Source organism: Photobacterium sp., from assembly GCF_057456235.1.
Genome location: NZ_JBVCPH010000002.1, coordinates 45,671 through 62,043, shown reverse-complemented (window position 1 = coordinate 62,043; position 16,373 = coordinate 45,671). Strand labels below are relative to the sequence as shown.

The 16,373-nt window shown below is 41.0% G+C and carries 13 protein-coding genes; 9 read left to right on the top strand and 4 right to left on the bottom strand.

What is annotated here, in order from left to right; translation table 11 throughout:
- Positions 1 to 125 precede the first annotated feature (125 nt).
- Both gshB and AC2204_RS02970 read left to right on the top strand, forming a co-directional pair.
- The gene (gene gshB, locus AC2204_RS02975) at positions 126 to 1,160 is read left to right on the top strand and encodes a glutathione synthase (RefSeq protein WP_318924002.1); all 1,035 of its coding nucleotides are present in this window, start codon (positions 126 to 128) and stop codon (positions 1,158 to 1,160) included.
- Positions 1,144 to 3,126 carry a flavohemoglobin expression-modulating QEGLA motif protein gene (locus tag AC2204_RS02970; RefSeq protein WP_318924001.1) on the top strand — a complete coding sequence of 661 codons (1,983 nt, stop codon included), beginning with the start codon at positions 1,144 to 1,146 and terminating at the stop codon, positions 3,124 to 3,126. The genes gshB and AC2204_RS02970 overlap by 17 nt, the downstream gene beginning before the upstream one ends.
- Positions 3,127 to 3,358: 232 nt before the next feature.
- Here the strand turns inward: AC2204_RS02970 and AC2204_RS02965 are convergent, their stop codons facing one another.
- A complete protein-coding gene (locus tag AC2204_RS02965; protein ID WP_170107701.1) occupies positions 3,359 to 3,532 on the bottom strand; it encodes a hypothetical protein in 174 nt (57 codons plus the stop codon).
- A 451-nt stretch (positions 3,533 to 3,983) separates the two neighbouring features.
- Here AC2204_RS02965 and AC2204_RS02960 point away from each other — a divergent pair, with 451 nt between their 5' ends.
- The 6 genes from AC2204_RS02960 (at position 3,984) to AC2204_RS02935 (ending at position 10,433) form a co-directional block, all read left to right on the top strand.
- Positions 3,984 to 5,552 (top strand): alkaline phosphatase, encoded by a 1,569-nt coding sequence (locus AC2204_RS02960; RefSeq protein ID WP_318924000.1) that lies wholly within the window; start codon positions 3,984 to 3,986, stop codon positions 5,550 to 5,552.
- Positions 5,553 to 6,337: 785 nt separating this feature from the next.
- Entirely contained in the window at positions 6,338 to 6,934 is a 597-nt protein-coding gene (locus AC2204_RS02955; protein ID WP_318923999.1) for a TetR/AcrR family transcriptional regulator, read from the top strand.
- A 135-nt stretch (positions 6,935 to 7,069) separates the two neighbouring features.
- Positions 7,070 to 8,107, top strand: coding sequence for an NADP-dependent oxidoreductase (locus tag AC2204_RS02950; RefSeq protein ID WP_318923998.1), 1,038 nt, complete (start codon positions 7,070 to 7,072; stop codon positions 8,105 to 8,107).
- 20 nt (positions 8,108 to 8,127) lie between these two features.
- Entirely contained in the window at positions 8,128 to 8,742 is a 615-nt protein-coding gene (locus tag AC2204_RS02945; RefSeq protein WP_318923997.1) for a glutathione S-transferase family protein, read from the top strand.
- A 52-nt stretch (positions 8,743 to 8,794) separates the two neighbouring features.
- A complete protein-coding gene (locus tag AC2204_RS02940) occupies positions 8,795 to 9,451 on the top strand; it encodes an NAD(P)H-dependent oxidoreductase (protein WP_318923996.1) in 657 nt (218 codons plus the stop codon).
- A 796-nt stretch (positions 9,452 to 10,247) separates the two neighbouring features.
- Positions 10,248 to 10,433 carry a GreA/GreB family elongation factor gene (locus AC2204_RS02935; RefSeq protein WP_413466671.1) on the top strand — a complete coding sequence of 62 codons (186 nt, stop codon included), beginning with the start codon at positions 10,248 to 10,250 and terminating at the stop codon, positions 10,431 to 10,433.
- A 334-nt stretch (positions 10,434 to 10,767) separates the two neighbouring features.
- On the opposite strand, the gene AC2204_RS02930 is transcribed toward AC2204_RS02935, so the two are convergent.
- Positions 10,768 to 12,519 carry a sensor domain-containing diguanylate cyclase gene (locus tag AC2204_RS02930; RefSeq protein ID WP_318923995.1) on the bottom strand — a complete coding sequence of 584 codons (1,752 nt, stop codon included), beginning with the start codon at positions 12,517 to 12,519 and terminating at the stop codon, positions 10,768 to 10,770.
- A 485-nt stretch (positions 12,520 to 13,004) separates the two neighbouring features.
- Between AC2204_RS02930 and gloA2 the strand changes: the two genes are divergently transcribed.
- Entirely contained in the window at positions 13,005 to 13,388 is a 384-nt protein-coding gene (gene gloA2 / locus AC2204_RS02925) for an SMU1112c/YaeR family gloxylase I-like metalloprotein (protein ID WP_318923994.1), read from the top strand.
- A gap of 281 nt (positions 13,389 to 13,669) precedes the next feature.
- Here gloA2 and AC2204_RS02920 read toward each other — a convergent pair whose 3' ends face one another.
- Together AC2204_RS02920 and AC2204_RS02915 are read right to left on the bottom strand one after the other, a co-directional pair.
- A complete protein-coding gene (locus AC2204_RS02920) occupies positions 13,670 to 14,689 on the bottom strand; it encodes a helix-turn-helix domain-containing protein (RefSeq protein ID WP_318923993.1) in 1,020 nt (339 codons plus the stop codon).
- A gap of 64 nt (positions 14,690 to 14,753) precedes the next feature.
- Positions 14,754 to 16,163 carry a hypothetical protein gene (locus AC2204_RS02915; protein ID WP_318923992.1) on the bottom strand — a complete coding sequence of 470 codons (1,410 nt, stop codon included), beginning with the start codon at positions 16,161 to 16,163 and terminating at the stop codon, positions 14,754 to 14,756.
- Positions 16,164 to 16,373 lie beyond the last annotated feature (210 nt).

Genomic DNA, 16,373 nt, shown 5'->3' with positions numbered 1-16,373 from the left:
ATACCCTGACAAACCATTCTGAATGTAAGACATCACATAAACAGACATGATCACACTATGTCTGATTTATTTAAGGACCGAGTTAATCATCGGGCCACACCTCAACTAATGCTTGGAATACCTCTATGAAATTTTGCTTTGTAATGTACCCATGGGACAGAGTAGAGCCAGAATCTGACTCTACTCTGCGCATGATCCATGAAGCGGTCAGCCGTGGACATACTGTAGCAATTACAACGCCTAACAATCTGACGATGCGTGACAGCTCGGCAATCGCTTTTTGTAAGGTCATAAAAAAATCGTCAGATCCAATCTCAAATAACATTCCAAGTTTCTACCGCCATGTTGAGTTCAGAAAAGCGCAGCTGCCACTGGCCGGATTTGATGTCATTTTTATGCGTGCAAATCCACCGTTAGATACTATGGCGCTGAACTTCCTTGATTCGGTTCGTGGTGACGTCTTTATCATGAATGATATCGATGGCTTACGCGTTGCCAACAATAAGCTCTATACCGCGTCGCTGCACGATCCACACAACGAATTTATTCCGGCCACCTACGTGTCCAAAAACCGTGATTACCTAGAGCGGGTACTAGCCGAGAATACGAATGAGCGTATGATCATGAAGCCGCTCAACGGCTACGGTGGTAGTGGTGTTATCCTGGTAGAAAAAAGCGCCCAGTCCAGCGTGAAATCGCTCCTTGATTTTTATATCGGCGACGAAAAGAACTATGTGATTCTTCAGGACTATGTTGAAGGCGCAGAACAAGGCGATGTGCGCATTATGATGCTCAACGGTGAGCCAATTGGTGCCATGCGTCGTGTACCGGCCGAAGGTGATGTGCGATCTAACATCCACGCCGGTGGCAAGGAAGTTAAACACATCTTATCCAAGCAGGAAAAACGCCTTTGTAAGCATATCGGACCTAAACTGGTGCGTGACGGCCTGTACTTTGTCGGCCTGGATGTGATCAATGGTAAATTGATAGAAGTAAACGTCTTAAGCCCAGGTGGCATTACCCGTATCAACCGCCTTAACCGTACCAAGTTGCAGCGCCAAGTAATCGATTTTACAGAAAGTGTCGTCAACGCCAAAGAGTTGGTGATCAGTCGTAAAAACGAATTCCGTAAAGTGATCGAAGATGCTGACGCTTACTGAGCAGGAGGTTCTGGATAAAATCCAGAACCTGGTTCCGTTTGAAGCCCAGCTTGACGATGGCAGCCTTACTATTCGCATTACTGAATATCAGCCGTATGTTGCGACTGCTATTCACCACGGTCATCGCTTGCGCGATGACCTTGCGGCAAAGTGTGCATTAACAGAAAGCGAACGCTACTTTGAGGAAGATCCCCACACGGGCGATTTTATCTCTTCATTGCCGATCGTTTTTCAGGGCGAAGACTCTCGCTATGAGTACGATTTAAATCGTGCCCCGAATAATTGCGTCTATGAACAGGCATGGGGCAAAGAGGTTTGGACTTCACCGCTCAGCACCCTCGAACGGGTTCATAGTGAGCGTAAACACGCCCGCTACTACCGCATTATCAAGTGCATGGTCGAGACACTGGAAAAAGAGTTTGGGATTTGTCTGTTGTACGATCTCCACTCTTACAACTATCAGCGTATTGAAAAACTGGCCCCGACCTTCAATGTTGGTACCAAACAGGTCAATACCCGTCGCTGGCATAAGGCGATTAACGACTTCATTTCCCGCCTTGGCGGTATAGCGTTGCCTAACCTGGAAGTGATCGCCAGTGAAAATGACGTATTTCAGGGGATGGGCTATCAGGCCACATTTATCAAACAGCATTTCACCAAGACTTTGATTCTGCCTTTGGAAATCAAAAAGATCTATATGGATGAAGCCAGAGGTGAAAGCTATCCCTTGGTGATCGAAAAGCTGAAGGAAGGCCTGAAAACGGTGATCAGCGAACACGCTGCGTTCACCTTACGTAATACATCTGGTGCAAAAAAAATTACCCGCGGTCATATTCTGTCTTCAAAACTGCCCTCGGAAGTGCGTAAAGTCGATCGGCAGCTGTACAGCTTAGCCAAAGGCCTCAATACACTCAATTACATCAACCCGACTAACTTACGTCAGGAAAAGCGGCGCTTTTTAACCAAACCGTACACATACCAGCCGCATTTTACATACCGACAGTTGGATATCGATCCTTACCTGTTCAGGGAAAAGCTCTACCGCTTGCCGGTTGACGACATCCGCGATGCCGACATCCAAAAACTGTATCGAAAAGTCATCGATCAATTGGCGGTACGTATTGATTTATTAACCAGTATTGGCCATGAAGAGTTTTTGTATAATTCGCTGCGTTATTATGGCCAGCCGGATGACCAAGATATTGCCAATGCCAAGTTTATCATGCATGCCGCAGAATATGAGGAACTGGAACCGTATGACCTCACGCCGTCAGAGGTAATGGCTGAATTCCGTCAGGCTGCTGATGAGTATGGATTTAGCTGCAAAGTGATCGGCTCTAACAAACTCATCGCCCGGGCCATGGTGAGTGGCAAGACGCTCAAGGTTAATACTAACGTTATGTTTGGTAGAAAAGACCTTAATGCCTTGATCCATCATGAGATGGGGGTGCACATGGTAACAAGTATCAATGCCGAAAAGCAGCCGCTACAAATATTAAAATTAGGGTTTCCGGGAAATACCCATACCCAAGAAGGGTTGGCTATATTATGCGAGCACCTGTCAGGGAGCTTCTCGCTGTCGCGATTAAAAACGCTGGCCTTACGGGTCATTGCCGTCAATATGATGGTGAAGGGTGAAACGTTTGGTGAAACGTTCCATACACTAAAGCACGACTACAAACTCAGTGATGACAACGCCTTTACTGTCGCGGCTCGTGCTTATCGTGGGGGTGGATTCACTAAAGACTATCTCTACCTGAAGGGATTGCGCGATGCATTGAATTGTCACCACAATGAAGATTTAACCGCACTTTTTCTCGGCAAGACTAGCTTTGAATTCAAACCACTGCTGGATGAACTTATTGCCCGCGAGATTTTACACAAACCAGATTTTTTGCCTAAAGCATTAGATATAAAGCGCAAAGATGACCCGGTTCTCGATTACATGATGCATTCAATTAAATAGCCTCAGAACTGCATAATACCAACCGGGATGACAATCTGGTCATTAAGCAAGAATACTACGTGTGGCATTCTTTACAGATATTATAGCAAAGGCCACTTATGTGGCCTTAAACAAGCACTCAAAGCTGTCATGCTATCAAAACTAAATAAGGAAGAGGGGTCTTATAACCACTCTCCTCCTTCATTGGATTGATTTGTTGACGGTTTAAATGACGGATGAGTGAGAAAAGCTGTCACATCATGATGTAGTCGTCCATTTCATTGTAATCAGAACGCTGTTTATGACTCTTCCTACGCTTCTTGTTTTTGCCTGAGGTAGAAACATCGAAAAAATCATCATGATTTTTGGTTTTAAATTTCTCTTTTGATTGAGAGCCGTTACCTAACCACTGTTCCCATTTAGCCATTTTTAGTACCTGAATAAATCAAGAATAACTGTTACACATATAAAACACGTCGCTTCTAAATAAATAGATAACAACATTGTTTTTCAAGGAGACCCATTATCGCATCTGATTGATGTGGACAATGAGCACCTAATTGCTATTACTTTTACCTGTAATACTATAGTTGAGATTAAGTTAGAGATCGGAATGAGTACAACAAAAAATATTTATTATAACGATAAATATTTTAAAGATTCCGCCCAGCCACCTCCCTTATCCTGAGTAATTATACCCTAGCAACCTCTAGATGCTCGTTTCTGTGATATTTCAGTCATATAGCGCGAGACATGTTCATATTTAATCATCTCAAAGGATAAATAAACTCAATAAAATATGAATTTTTTGTGACTGTAACAAAAATACCACATCTCAATGCTTAACTTACTCCGCCTTTATAACTCAGGAATATATAATGAAGCACATCTTCAAACCTCTCGTTTTAGCAGCGGTAACTTCTACGGTTTCCTTCTCTGTCGTATCGGCAGAAATCAAAAACGTTATCCTAATGATTGGAGACGGTATGGGCCCACAGCAAGTTGGATTGTTAGAGACATACGCAAATAATGCGCCTCACTCTATCTACAAAGGTAAAACCACTGCATTATATAAACTCGCTGAAGAAGGGGTAATTGGCTCATCTTTAACCCATCCCGAAGATGCGATTGTTGTCGATTCTGCATGTTCAGCCACTATGCTGGCTACAGGGATCTACACAGCTTCGGAGGTGATTGGCATCAACCCAAACGGCGACCATGTTGAAACGGTACTTGAAAAAGCAAAACGCCTTGGCAAAGCAACCGGTTTGGTTTCTGATACTCGCCTTACCCATGCCACGCCAGCAGCATTTGCCGCTCACCAACCGCATCGCTCATTAGAAAACGAGATTGCATCTGACATGCTGGAAACGGGCGTTGATGTCATGCTATCGGGTGGGCTTCGTCACTGGATTCCAAAATCAACTAACGATAAAGGAGCAATCTATAAGGAGCTTGAGAAACTTACTCAAGGGGATGTATACCTGAAATCTAAGCGTAAAGATGACCGCAACCTACTGACTGAAGCGACAAGCCAAGGTTATAGCCTGGCGTTTAACAAAGAGATGCTAGATAAAGCGCAAGGCGAAAAATTGCTTGGTCTGTTTTCCTATTCAGGTATGAATGACGGGATTGCCTATAGCAAATCGAGAAATGATCCAAACCGTACTCAGCCTGCGCTAAAAGAGATGACCGAAAAAGCACTCGACCTGCTTTCCAAAGATAAAGACGGTTTCTTCCTGATGGTTGAAGGCGGTCAAATCGACTGGGCGGGGCATAGTAACGATGCCGGTACAATGCTGCATGAAATGATCAAATTCGACGAAGCGGTACAGTCTGTTTACCAGTGGGCCAAAGATCGAGATGATACGCTGATCATCGTTACCGCAGACCACGAAACAGGCTCATTCGGCTTTAGCTACTCTTCGCAAGGCTTGCCAAAACCGGAAAAACGCTCTGGCCAAGCATTTCAAAAACGCGATTACGCCCCTAATTTCAACTTTGGCAAGTTTGACATCCTGGATGGTCTATACAACCAGAAGATGAGTTACGCCACGATGTTCAGCGAGTTTGATAAAGCGCAGCAAACACCGGAGAAACTTGCTGAAATCGTCAATGCAAATAGCGATTTCCCCATCACAGTAGCTCAAGCCGCTAACATAATGACGACGAAGCCAAACCCATACCACCAAGATAACCATCAGTATCTAGCGGAGGAAGAGGTGCCCGCAATCAACGATTTTGATGCCTTCTTCCCTTACAACGATCGCGGCAACTTGCTGGCTCGCGAACACGCCACAGGCCAAAACACCGTGTGGGGAACGGGTACCCACACTCATACCCCAGTCAATGTCTTTGCGTGGGGGCCACTGAAAGAAATCATTCCTGTCTCAAAAATCATGCACCACTCAGAGCTAGGCGAATACATAAAAGGCATGGTGGAGTAAGTTACCACGGCTATGCACACTGTAGGTATTCGATAAGCACCCTGACATCTAGACATAGAAACAAAAAAACGGCCCTGAGCATCTGCTCAGGGCCGTTTCCGTTCCGTAATTATCCTGTGTTCCAAGCAGGGTAAGCTGGGTGCCCCCAGCAAGATCTATTCGGCGTCATGTCGCTCCCTAGACCTTTGCAGTTTTCCTTCCTACAAAAAGGAAAACTGCCTAAGTGTTGGCAATTTGATTCACTCAAATCTGCGGCCAATTTATCATATTTTTTGATTAAATCAAAAAATAATTTAATGATTAGCGGTAAATTTGATTTTACTCGTCAATAATTAACCGTGTGAAACAACCACTTTATTACCGATTTTCTAATTTATTTCAGCCTAACAAAAAAATTCAGCACCTGTACATGGCGAGATAAAATACAATCCAACCTATCACCGACAGTCACAAAAATAAAGTAACCCAGTAATAGTAAAAGGCTTTTAATGTGACGCCACGCTACTCACTACGAGTTCTTCCGTGCCACAAAGAAGAGGGATGAGTAACCTTCTGACCACAAAAAAACGGGGGTATCGCCCAGAGGGAAGCCTCAACTTTTTTGAGTCAATTTCAATTAATCACGTAAAATAGAAAAATAGCTTGATGCGCCGTGCAGTCCCAACCCTTTTCAATACGGCCGGGTAAATCCGGAGCAGAAACCAACGGACGCCCAAAACCAATCATATCAGCCCAGCCTTGCTTAATGACTAGACGACTAGTCTATTTTACTCTATCCTTGCACCATGAACACACAAACTAAAGCAACTCGCCAACATATTCTTGATACCGGTTACGACTTGATCGTCGCTAAAGGGTTCTCAAATGTTGGCTTGTCACAACTGCTACAACACGCAGAAGTACCAAAAGGCTCTTTTTATCACTATTTCAAGTCGAAAGAGCAGTTTGGTGAAGCCTTAATCAATGACTATTTTGCCAACTACTCTGGGCGGTTAAATACCCTATTTAGCAGTGAGGCAGGAAGTGCTTACGACCGCCTCATCAGTTATTGGCAGCATTGGCTTGATGATCAACAAGGCACCTGTGGTGCACAAAAATGCTTAGTGGTGAAACTAAGTGCAGAAGTTTCAGATCTGTCTGACTCAATGCGTTTAGCTCTACTGAAAGGCGCCACCCAAATTATTTCGTCTGTCAGCCAGTGTATTGAAGAGGGTAATAGTGACGGCTCTATAAAAGTAAAAAATAGCCAGGAAACGGCTCAGCTACTTTACAGCCTTTGGCTTGGCGCAAGCTTGATGAGTAAGTTAAGTCAAGATCAAACCGGCTTAGAGCAGGCAATGAAAACAACCAAGCAGATCCTGGTTGGCGATCCCGAAAACTAAGATATATCGAATCGTTCGCCCCGTCATTTCGGTGACGGGGATTTTTTCAAACAATGACTAGACGACCGGTCTAATAAAATCATGTCCAGGCTGTCTGATCAACACATTAACAATGGCTCAAATAGGAATTCCCTTATGACAGAGACACAAAGTACCAACTCACGTATTGTTTTAGCTTCACGACCTGTAGGAGCACCTACAGAAAATAATTTTCGCTTAGAGACTGTGGCAAAACCTGTACCCGCCAGCGGTGAAGTGCTGCTTCGCGCTGTGTATCTCTCTCTCGACCCGTACATGCGCGGACGTATGAGTGACGCAAAATCTTACGCTGAACCTCTCGCCGTGGAGGATGTTATGCTTGGATCAACGGTTTGCCAGATAGAACAGTCTAATAACCCAGAATTTGAGGTGGGAGAATGGGTGCTTGCTTATACCGGTTGGCAACAATACGGTCTTTCTGACGGCGAAGGCCTGCTCAAGCTTGGGAAAGAACCGACAGCCCCATCTTATGCATTAGGCATTATGGGAATGCCTGGTTTTACCGCGTATATGGGTTTATTGGACATTGGCCAGCCAAAGCAAGGGGATACGTTGGTGGTGGCAGCAGCCACAGGCCCTGTCGGGGCAACCGTTGGACAAATTGGTAAACTAAAAGGCTGCCGCGTTATCGGTATTGCCGGAGGCGAAGAAAAGTGTCGTTACGCAAAAGAAATATTGGGGTTTGATGAATGTATCGACCACAAGGCAGAAGACTTTGAGCTGCAACTAGCCACAGCGTGTGACAATGGTATTGATATCTATTTTGAAAATGTCGGCGGCAAGGTATTTGATGCGGTTCTGCCACTCCTCAACACAAGTGCTCGCGTACCGGTATGTGGTTTGATTTCCCAATACAACGCGACCTCTCTACCTGAGGGCCCAGACCGCACCTCTATGTTGATGGGCATTATCCTCGCCAAGCGCATTAAGATGCAGGGGTTCATCATTTTTGAAGACTATGCATCCCACTACAATGAGTTTGCTCAAGATATGACTCAATGGATATCTGAAGGCAAAATTCAATACCGTGAGCATTTGGTCGAAGGGCTGGTGAACGCGCCTGAAGCTTTTATTGGCCTATTGGAAGGTAAGAACTTCGGTAAGCTTGTTATCCAAATCAATCAGCCGCTATAAACAGCAAAAGGAACCCTGTAATGATTACCTTACATCATCTTAATAAGTCCCGTTCGAAGCGAATTATCTGGTTATTGGAAGAGTTAGGCGTGAACTACCAAATTACACCTTACCAACGTGATAGTGTTACTTTTCTTGCACCGCCAGAGCTGAAGTCGGTTCACCCCTTGGGTAAATCGCCGGTGATTGAAGACGGGGGGATGGTGATTGCTGAATCAGGTGCAATCACAGAATACCTTATCGATAAATATGGCGCCGAGCGATTGTCCCCAGAGAGAGGTACGCAAGATTACGTCGAGTATTCTCAGTGGCTGCACTTTGCCGAGAGCTCAGCCATTCTTCCGCTACTGCTGAAGATGTTTGTTGTCAAAGATGGCTGCGAAACCAATTTTCTCGCCGGCTATGCCGATACAGAAACGGCAAAAGTGATGAGCTATTTCAACCAGGCGTTACAAGGTAAGCGATATCTGGTGGCAGATAAGCTGACTGGTGCTGACATTATGATGTCTTTTATTGTTGAGATATTGCATAACAGCGGTGCACTAGATAACTTTTCCAATATCGCCGCTTATGCTAAGCAGCTAGAAATCCACCCTCATTATCATAAATCTGACAAGATAGAAGCAAGCTATTAATAGCAGCCTCCTCCATCGCCTTAGGCTGTATAATTATTATTATGGATAGAAAATGACTCACCCAATTATCAATGATTTAAATGCTCGTTACACGACAAAGAGATTTGATTCGTCGAAGAAAATTTCTCAAGAAGACCTCAATGTAATACTGGAAGCTATTCGCTTATCGGCTTCTTCAATAAACTCTCAACCTTGGAAGTTTATTGTTATCGAGAGTGATGAAGCAAAGCAACGTATGCATGATACGTTTATTAATAAGTTTCAATTTAACCAACCACATGTGTTCGGTGCATCACACATTATTCTTTTTGCTCATAACCCTGCATATACACGTGCAAATTATGAAGCTGTTGTTGATAAAGCGATTGAAGACAAGCGTACCAAGGCTGAAGATAAAGAAAGTGCATTCGGTGGTTTTGTATTTGCCGAGATAAATACTGATGAAACAGGTAACACGGAAGTTTGGACTAAAGCACAAACATACATTGCCCTTGGCAATACGCTGCACACTGTTGCTCGTTTAGGTATCGATTCGACAACAATGGAAGGCATTGATAGTGAAATGATTAGTAAGGAATTTGCTAAAGAGCTTGATGGACATGTTTGCCATGTTGCACTTGCCATTGGCTATCGTGACGAGAATATGGACTATAATGCTAAATATCCCAAGTCTCGCTTAGCGATGGAAGATGTCATCGTAAGGCTATAAAATATTTCGGCTTCAGACACTTAATGGAGAAACATCAGTCCATTTCTGATGTTTTTATAAACAGCATAGCGTTAATAGAGGCTATGCTGTTTAATAAAAAACCAGCATCAAACTGTAAAACCCTATCGATTTATTTAAGTTGACCTGAAAATAACAAGCATAATTTCATCCCGTAAAAATAACATCCTGTCTTTATTCAACATCCGTAATGATTCGAAATTCCGGGCGGTTGATCAAGCTTGCTTTGGTATTCCCCCACCTCACTTTGATGTGACTTTCATCGGCAGCCTCGAAGAGGCTATCCGGGGATGCATTGATAGCGACGTGCCTTCTTACGCCCCTTCGTTTCCGAACAGAGCCAACACAATTAGTTACAAATGATTTTTTATTCTGGGAAATCGCTTTAATTTGGCCTTATGCTTCGCTTTAATCTGGGAAATGTTAACTTTATTTTTAAATAAATTTACTCTAAGCATTTTGTGTTTTTCATTATTATTTCATCAATTGCTTTAATTTATATTTTAGGTAGAGTCTGAAGTTGGTCCTGTAAGGCACTAACTCAGTATTTTATGATAATGGGAAATTGGGAATGTTTTTTCGTTTAATTCGGAGTGGAACGACCTCCCTGAAAAGTTTTTTATTAACGAGTGATATAATCACATATCATTCGCCATTGTTTTTGCAAAGTATTTTAGATAAGTATGAGTACTCTAGAGATGTACCATGTAATCATCGAATAGCTATTGGTGACAGAGTTGAATTTGTTAACATTAAAACAAATAAACCATTTTAAGTTATTATTGCTAGCTCTATCCACAACAATCCAAAGCAAGGTTTTATTTCTATTTACTCTTATTTAGGGGGGGCTTTACTTGGGCTTGAATTAAATAACAAATTTAATGTTTTTGTTTTAGGTGAGTTATATCAATTTGAAATAACAAAAATAACACCTGAAAAAACAATTAATAATACAATATTATAAACCTTACAACCATGATATTGAAGGTGTAAAATGAGTAAGAATAAAATGAAGAAACCTCAAGCAACCCTCAAAGAAAAGAGGAAAATAAAGCAGGATAAAGCAATAGAAAAAATAGTAAAAAAGCAACGGAAACGTCGTGACAAATAATGTCAACTTAATTTCCACCCTCCCCTAACATGTCAAAAGGGGGAGGGGTTATTATAACCTTTGTTATTGACCCTTCATCAACCAGATTAAAGATTTTTTATTTCGTGGTTAAGTACAATTCTCATATTATTATCAACAGCCCCGCTCAGCTTGCTATCCAAGCTGCTGATTCCGAATGAGTCAACATTTAACTGATTATTCTATTTCGTCCACAGTGTTTGGCTTGGTAGAGTTTTCCATCACTGCTACTTATTAGCTCCTCAAATGAAGCGGGTGAAACTTCTTTTTGTTCTGTGACACCAAAACTTAACGTAATATGATGATTTTCAATTGCTGGGTTCTCTGATAATGATTGACGAATTTGGTTGAGTCTCAAGATAACTTGTGTAATCTCGATATCGACAAACACTAATGCAAATTCCTCCCCGCCATATCTGGCCACAATGTCGTGCGGTCGCACATGGCTCTTAAAGGTTTCTGCTACGTATATGAGAGTGAGATCTCCAACGTTATGCCCATAGTTATCATTGATATGTTTGAAGTAATCAATATCACACATAACAAATGTGACTGTTTTATGATTCTTTTCTGCATAAGCTAAAGATTCACTAAATATTTGGTTGAACCCTCGTCGGTTATAAAGTCCGGTAAGTTCATCCTTAAGACTCAGTTCTAACAGATCTTGATTTTCACCTTGTAAATAAGAGGTTCTTTGTGCCACTTTTTGTTCAAGGTTTTGCATAATATCAGACAAAATATTGGCCATTTTCTGCAATTCTTGGGCAAGAGAGTTAATCTCAAAGATGTGACTTATTGGTCGAGGAAGCCTCTGAATACTTTCAAGTTTACTGTCATTAGCGGCTAGATTTAGTTGTTGTATAGGCTTGCTAATGTAATGGGCGATGAGTGAACCGACCAAGCCAATACAAACAAAGATGCCGAGTGTAATTGCAGCCAAGGAGTGAGAATACTCTGCTAGTAAATTTTTGTGGTGAGACTCAGGAATAATGATCCCTATCAACCATTTTTTACCATAGGGAAGAGTGATCGGGTGTACACGATATAAGTACAAGTCCCCGTCGACGTCAAAACTATGTTCACCGTTGTCAAGATATTGATTTGCAGTATTAAATAACTTATTTGCGTGGGTAGCTAGCGTGATTCGAGTCACCACACCATCAACGATCTTATAGAGCTCATCCCTTTCAGAGGTTGCGATTAAAGCGCCATCTTCTTCTGCAATAAAAGTATAAGCATTCTCAACGAGGTCGATGGCTTCTAAGTATTCATCCAGCTCGATTAAAGCAATGCTTGCGGCTGCGACTCCCAACAGATCGCCTTGCTGGCTATATATTGGACCAGCTAAACCAATTCCCAGAGTTGGAAACCCGTAATACGGGTGAATTGGACTCCAAGTCATCCCCCGATTTTTCACGGCATCTGTATAAAACGGCCGCGTTCTGGGATCATAACTAAAACTCGGATCGGTTAGAATCTTATCTCCAATAAAGTTAACAGGGTCATACTCAAACCCTTCCATCATGAAAGCTTGATTAACATAGTTTGCTGCAATGTTGTGCCGAATCTCCCCGATAGGGTCTCTTGATGACGCGATATAGCGTCCATCAATAGTCGCAATGGATACAAAAGTCATATGAGGATAAGGAATCGCCTGTTCGTATAACCGACCAGAAACAGCTGTTAGATCATCAAGTCGTGTTGGTTGATAGGAAAAAGCATTGCGGTTAATTTCAACAATAGAACTAAGTGGAGCTGTAAAGTCAGAGATTCGATCATATATTCGACTTTCAACTTCTTGTATGTACTGGGTTCCAATACTGTTGGCGACATTTGATATTGTAACCGTTGAAAATAGATACAAGACGAATCCAGATATCAGCATTAATACAAAAAACGGGCTGATAATCAACCAACGCAACGAACATGTTCCCATTTCTCAGCAGTCCTAGTTTATCCCTGCAGTTTTCCTTGACTACACATTGTAGTGCGTCAAAAAACTGTCAACTTAGCGTCTAATTGAAAGAGCAGGCATAACATCTGATGACCCATATCAACAAATAAAACGCCATATCTTTTCTCCGTTTCTGTTACAACTTCCTCTGTCATGCCGAGTACTCGTACGAATTCAGTCTTGTTGGCGAAGTGATGCTTTACATAAGTTGCCCCCTAAGCTTAATCAATCGACTTAAACTAGCCTTCTGAGACTCAGGGAGCTGTTTTTTTGCTATTTATTCAAATAATGCAATAGCTTAACGCCCACCAGCACACATAATGATAGGTAATAAAGAAGAATAGGCAAGAATAAAATCAATTCACATAGCCATTCTCGTCATTAAAATTTTAACTTTGACTAGGGCGGTAGTATCGTACACCTTCTTCTAGTTGTTAATAGTAAGGATCATTATGTTTAAAGGTATTCATCATGTTGCAATTGTTTGCTCTGATTACGAGGTATCCAAACATTTTTACACTGAAATTATTGGCCTAGAAGTGATCGGTGAAAATTATCGAGAAGATCGTGATTCCTACAAGCTTGATTTGAAGTTGCCGGATGGTAGCCAAATTGAGTTGTTTTCATTTTTAAATTCACCACCAAGACCCAATTATCCTGAAGCCCAGGGACTGAGGCATCTTGCATTCAAAGTTGATTCTGTCGAATCTGTTTCTCAGCATTTACAGGGCTTTAATATTGCCGTTGAACCAATCAGGATTGATGAACTTACCGGTAAAATGTTTACATTTTTCAACGATCCTGATGGATTACCCCTTGAACTGTATGAGCTATGAATATATATGATTATGCAGCCGGGTAAGCACAGACCGAGATTTCCTTCAGCTTTTTAGCAGTGGATCAGTAGTCGTATGGATCTAACATTATCTTATTGTTGAAGAAAGTAGAGAATTGACGCAGGTTGTTGATTATCTATGAAGCTAGATACTAATTCGATGTTTCTGAAAGCCTTTTTATTTCTATATTAGGCCTCATGGCTATTTAACTAATATTTGTTGATAAAACCATATTGGTATTCATGAGGATAAATATAATTATTTTATTTTCGGGTTTTATGTCAGACAGTGCCTTCCCGACGAAATGAAGACGGTGATAATCCTGTGTGTCTCTTGAATGCACGGGTGAAATTTGCTGGGTCACTGTAACCTAGTTTTTGCGCAATATTAATGATACTGATATCTCTATTGAGTAGCGTTATAGCATGCGCTGTTTTTTGCTGCGTTATAATATTCTGAAAAGTGGTGCCATGACATTTAAGTATTCGTTGAATGCTCCGTTTTGAGCAGCCGAAAATATCAGACAAAAAAGATAAATCAAGATCTTCATTTTCAATAAATGTATCTACAGCAACTTTGATCCTATCGAGAGGGTCAGAATTATTTGGGGATATTATCTGACCGATCTTTACTTTTTCAGCGATATCATCAACACTAACTTTAACAGGGATACATCCATACATATGATTATTAAAGACTTTACCAGAACTTGTCATTGTTATGATGCCATGCGGCGGCGCTATGCAGGATGCCAAATACAGAGTTTCAGGTTTCCAATCATCACCGAGAAAACGTCGAATAATATTAATTATTGTTAATGTTCTATGATATTCCCCTTGATACAACCCTTGAATTTTATGTGGAGCCGTTCTTTGATGACAGATATAAAAGGTATCTTTATCGTGCTCTAACCATATATTCAAATGAGAACCGAGAAGACTTTGGTTAGATGATACGAAAATAAATAGATCAAAAAAGCTTACGGACTCCAGTATATTTTCTTTAATAACAGGAGGTAAATGTAAATAGTTATCTGGAACTGGTATCATTATGCCTATATTGTCGACATTAATCGTGTTTGATATTTCATTAATTATATTGTAAATATGAAAAGTTGGAAGATAGCAATTACCATGAATATAATTACGAGTGAGACTGAAGTTACTTAATAACTCTATTTCACTAAAACCGATTTTATTATAGTAATTCAGAAACGGTAATAATGCCAAGGCGTTGGACAAAGGCAGTGCTGAAAGTGATCCGATCATTTCCCATCGCTCTTTATTAGTTTCATCATACATAATATAGCATCAAACCAAGCCCGAATACGATGCCTCGGGCTTAACTATCAATAATTGTTATCGATCAATTATGAGATGAAGATCTGATCATGGTAATATTCTCTCTCGCATTGCCAATAATTTGCTTCTTATCGCCATCGAGTAGGTAAAATGACTTATGCTCATTGTTGAGTATTTTATCAGATGCTTCAATGACGACTTTGCCATTAATCGTATTTACATTATTTAGATAATGAGCGAAGTCTGGAATAGTTACAGCACCAAATGGACTGGATGTTTTTCCTGAAACAAGATTAAATCCGCTGTTTGATACATTATTAGCAGCAATAAACTGATCAGTTTTTTGGTTTAAATAAATATTGCTATCAGTGCTCTTTGCTACTGCTTGGATAGCGCTTATTGATTGCTTCAGATCATTATACAATTTTGCATTGGCTAAATCGGTTACTGTGACTATGACCCACTTTCCTTCATCCCATAAGTATAAGTTAGACTCATTACCATAATCTTCAGAAATAAGCTTGAAAGGTATACCATAGTGACTGATATCATCAAGACCTGGCCATATGCCATAGCTCAATGTAGCTGTTTCAGTATTATTCAGGTTGGTTTCAAGGTTTTGGAGCGCTGAAATAGATGCGGCCTTGACTCGTTGTTTTAGGGTAATATCATAAACAGAGACCGAGCCACCACGTGGTTTTGAAATAATGTATTTGTCACTAAAGAATTGCCATTCTTCTCCCGTTGTATCTGGAAGCGCAACATATTGCCCGGTAGCGCTGTCAAAGATCTTCACCTCGCCGTTTTTATTAACAATAAACTCATGTTCGGCATAGTTTACCTTGGCGGAAACATATGGCTTAAGCAATACTTTTGCGTCTTTGACTATGGTTTGAGCATCGGTATTAAACAATCGGTTCATTGTTGATAAATTGGAAAAACCTGTTGACTTAAATACACTTTCATCTTTACTTAGATCAACTAACTTTTGGTTAGAGTTTCCGATAATGTAATTTCCGGTGTAAGAAAAATTACTATATATACAGATCTTGTTACCAAAAGCGGTATTAACAAACGATTTTGGTAACGATGTAAAGCTGACTAAGCGTCGACTGTCATTAATAGGCTCAACATTAAAGCTAGCGCCATTCAGGTTAACACTTCTATTATCAAGGGCTAATGGCTCAGCTTTACAGCCATCTTTAGCGATTGTATTGGTTGGGATCTTGAAGTCAATAATGTTGTTGTTTTTGTCATAGAATTTTTCAAGCTCGCTAGAATAACCCTCTGTCTTATATGATGTCGTATATTCAATATTTGAATTGAGGAATGCTTCAACAATATTTTCGATATCATAGGATACAGCCTGCGTATCGTCGATGACAACATTTGATTTACCACTGCCACCACCTCCGCAACCAATAAGGGCAGAAGAAATTATAGCGGATAATATGCATGTTCTTAAATCTTTCACTTTTCTTAAACCTTCTATTATTTTTAGAACGACTTCTTAAATCATTATTGGCAGTCTTGTTTAAGACCAAAATTGTAAACGAACGGCACTAGTTGAAAATCAGTCACACATAACATTCAAATTACACGCTTTTAATTAACATTATTTTATAAACAATAATGCCTACCTATATTTGTTGCTTTATATTGTGATTGAGATTCGCATGATGTA

Coding starts and splice junctions, on each gene's coding strand:
- AC2204_RS02960 (WP_318924000.1), top strand. CDS start 3,984: ATGAAGCACATCTTCAAACCTCTCGTTTTAGCAGCGGTAACTTCTACG.
- gloA2 (WP_318923994.1), top strand. CDS start 13,005: ATGTTTAAAGGTATTCATCATGTTGCAATTGTTTGCTCTGATTACGAG.
- AC2204_RS02955 (WP_318923999.1), top strand. CDS start 6,338: ATGAACACACAAACTAAAGCAACTCGCCAACATATTCTTGATACCGGT.
- gshB (WP_318924002.1), top strand. CDS start 126: ATGAAATTTTGCTTTGTAATGTACCCATGGGACAGAGTAGAGCCAGAA.
- AC2204_RS02970 (WP_318924001.1), top strand. CDS start 1,144: ATGCTGACGCTTACTGAGCAGGAGGTTCTGGATAAAATCCAGAACCTG.
- AC2204_RS02940 (WP_318923996.1), top strand. CDS start 8,795: ATGACTCACCCAATTATCAATGATTTAAATGCTCGTTACACGACAAAG.
- AC2204_RS02920 (WP_318923993.1), bottom strand. CDS start 14,689: ATGTATGATGAAACTAATAAAGAGCGATGGGAAATGATCGGATCACTT.
- AC2204_RS02950 (WP_318923998.1), top strand. CDS start 7,070: ATGACAGAGACACAAAGTACCAACTCACGTATTGTTTTAGCTTCACGA.
- AC2204_RS02965 (WP_170107701.1), bottom strand. CDS start 3,532: ATGGCTAAATGGGAACAGTGGTTAGGTAACGGCTCTCAATCAAAAGAG.
- AC2204_RS02945 (WP_318923997.1), top strand. CDS start 8,128: ATGATTACCTTACATCATCTTAATAAGTCCCGTTCGAAGCGAATTATC.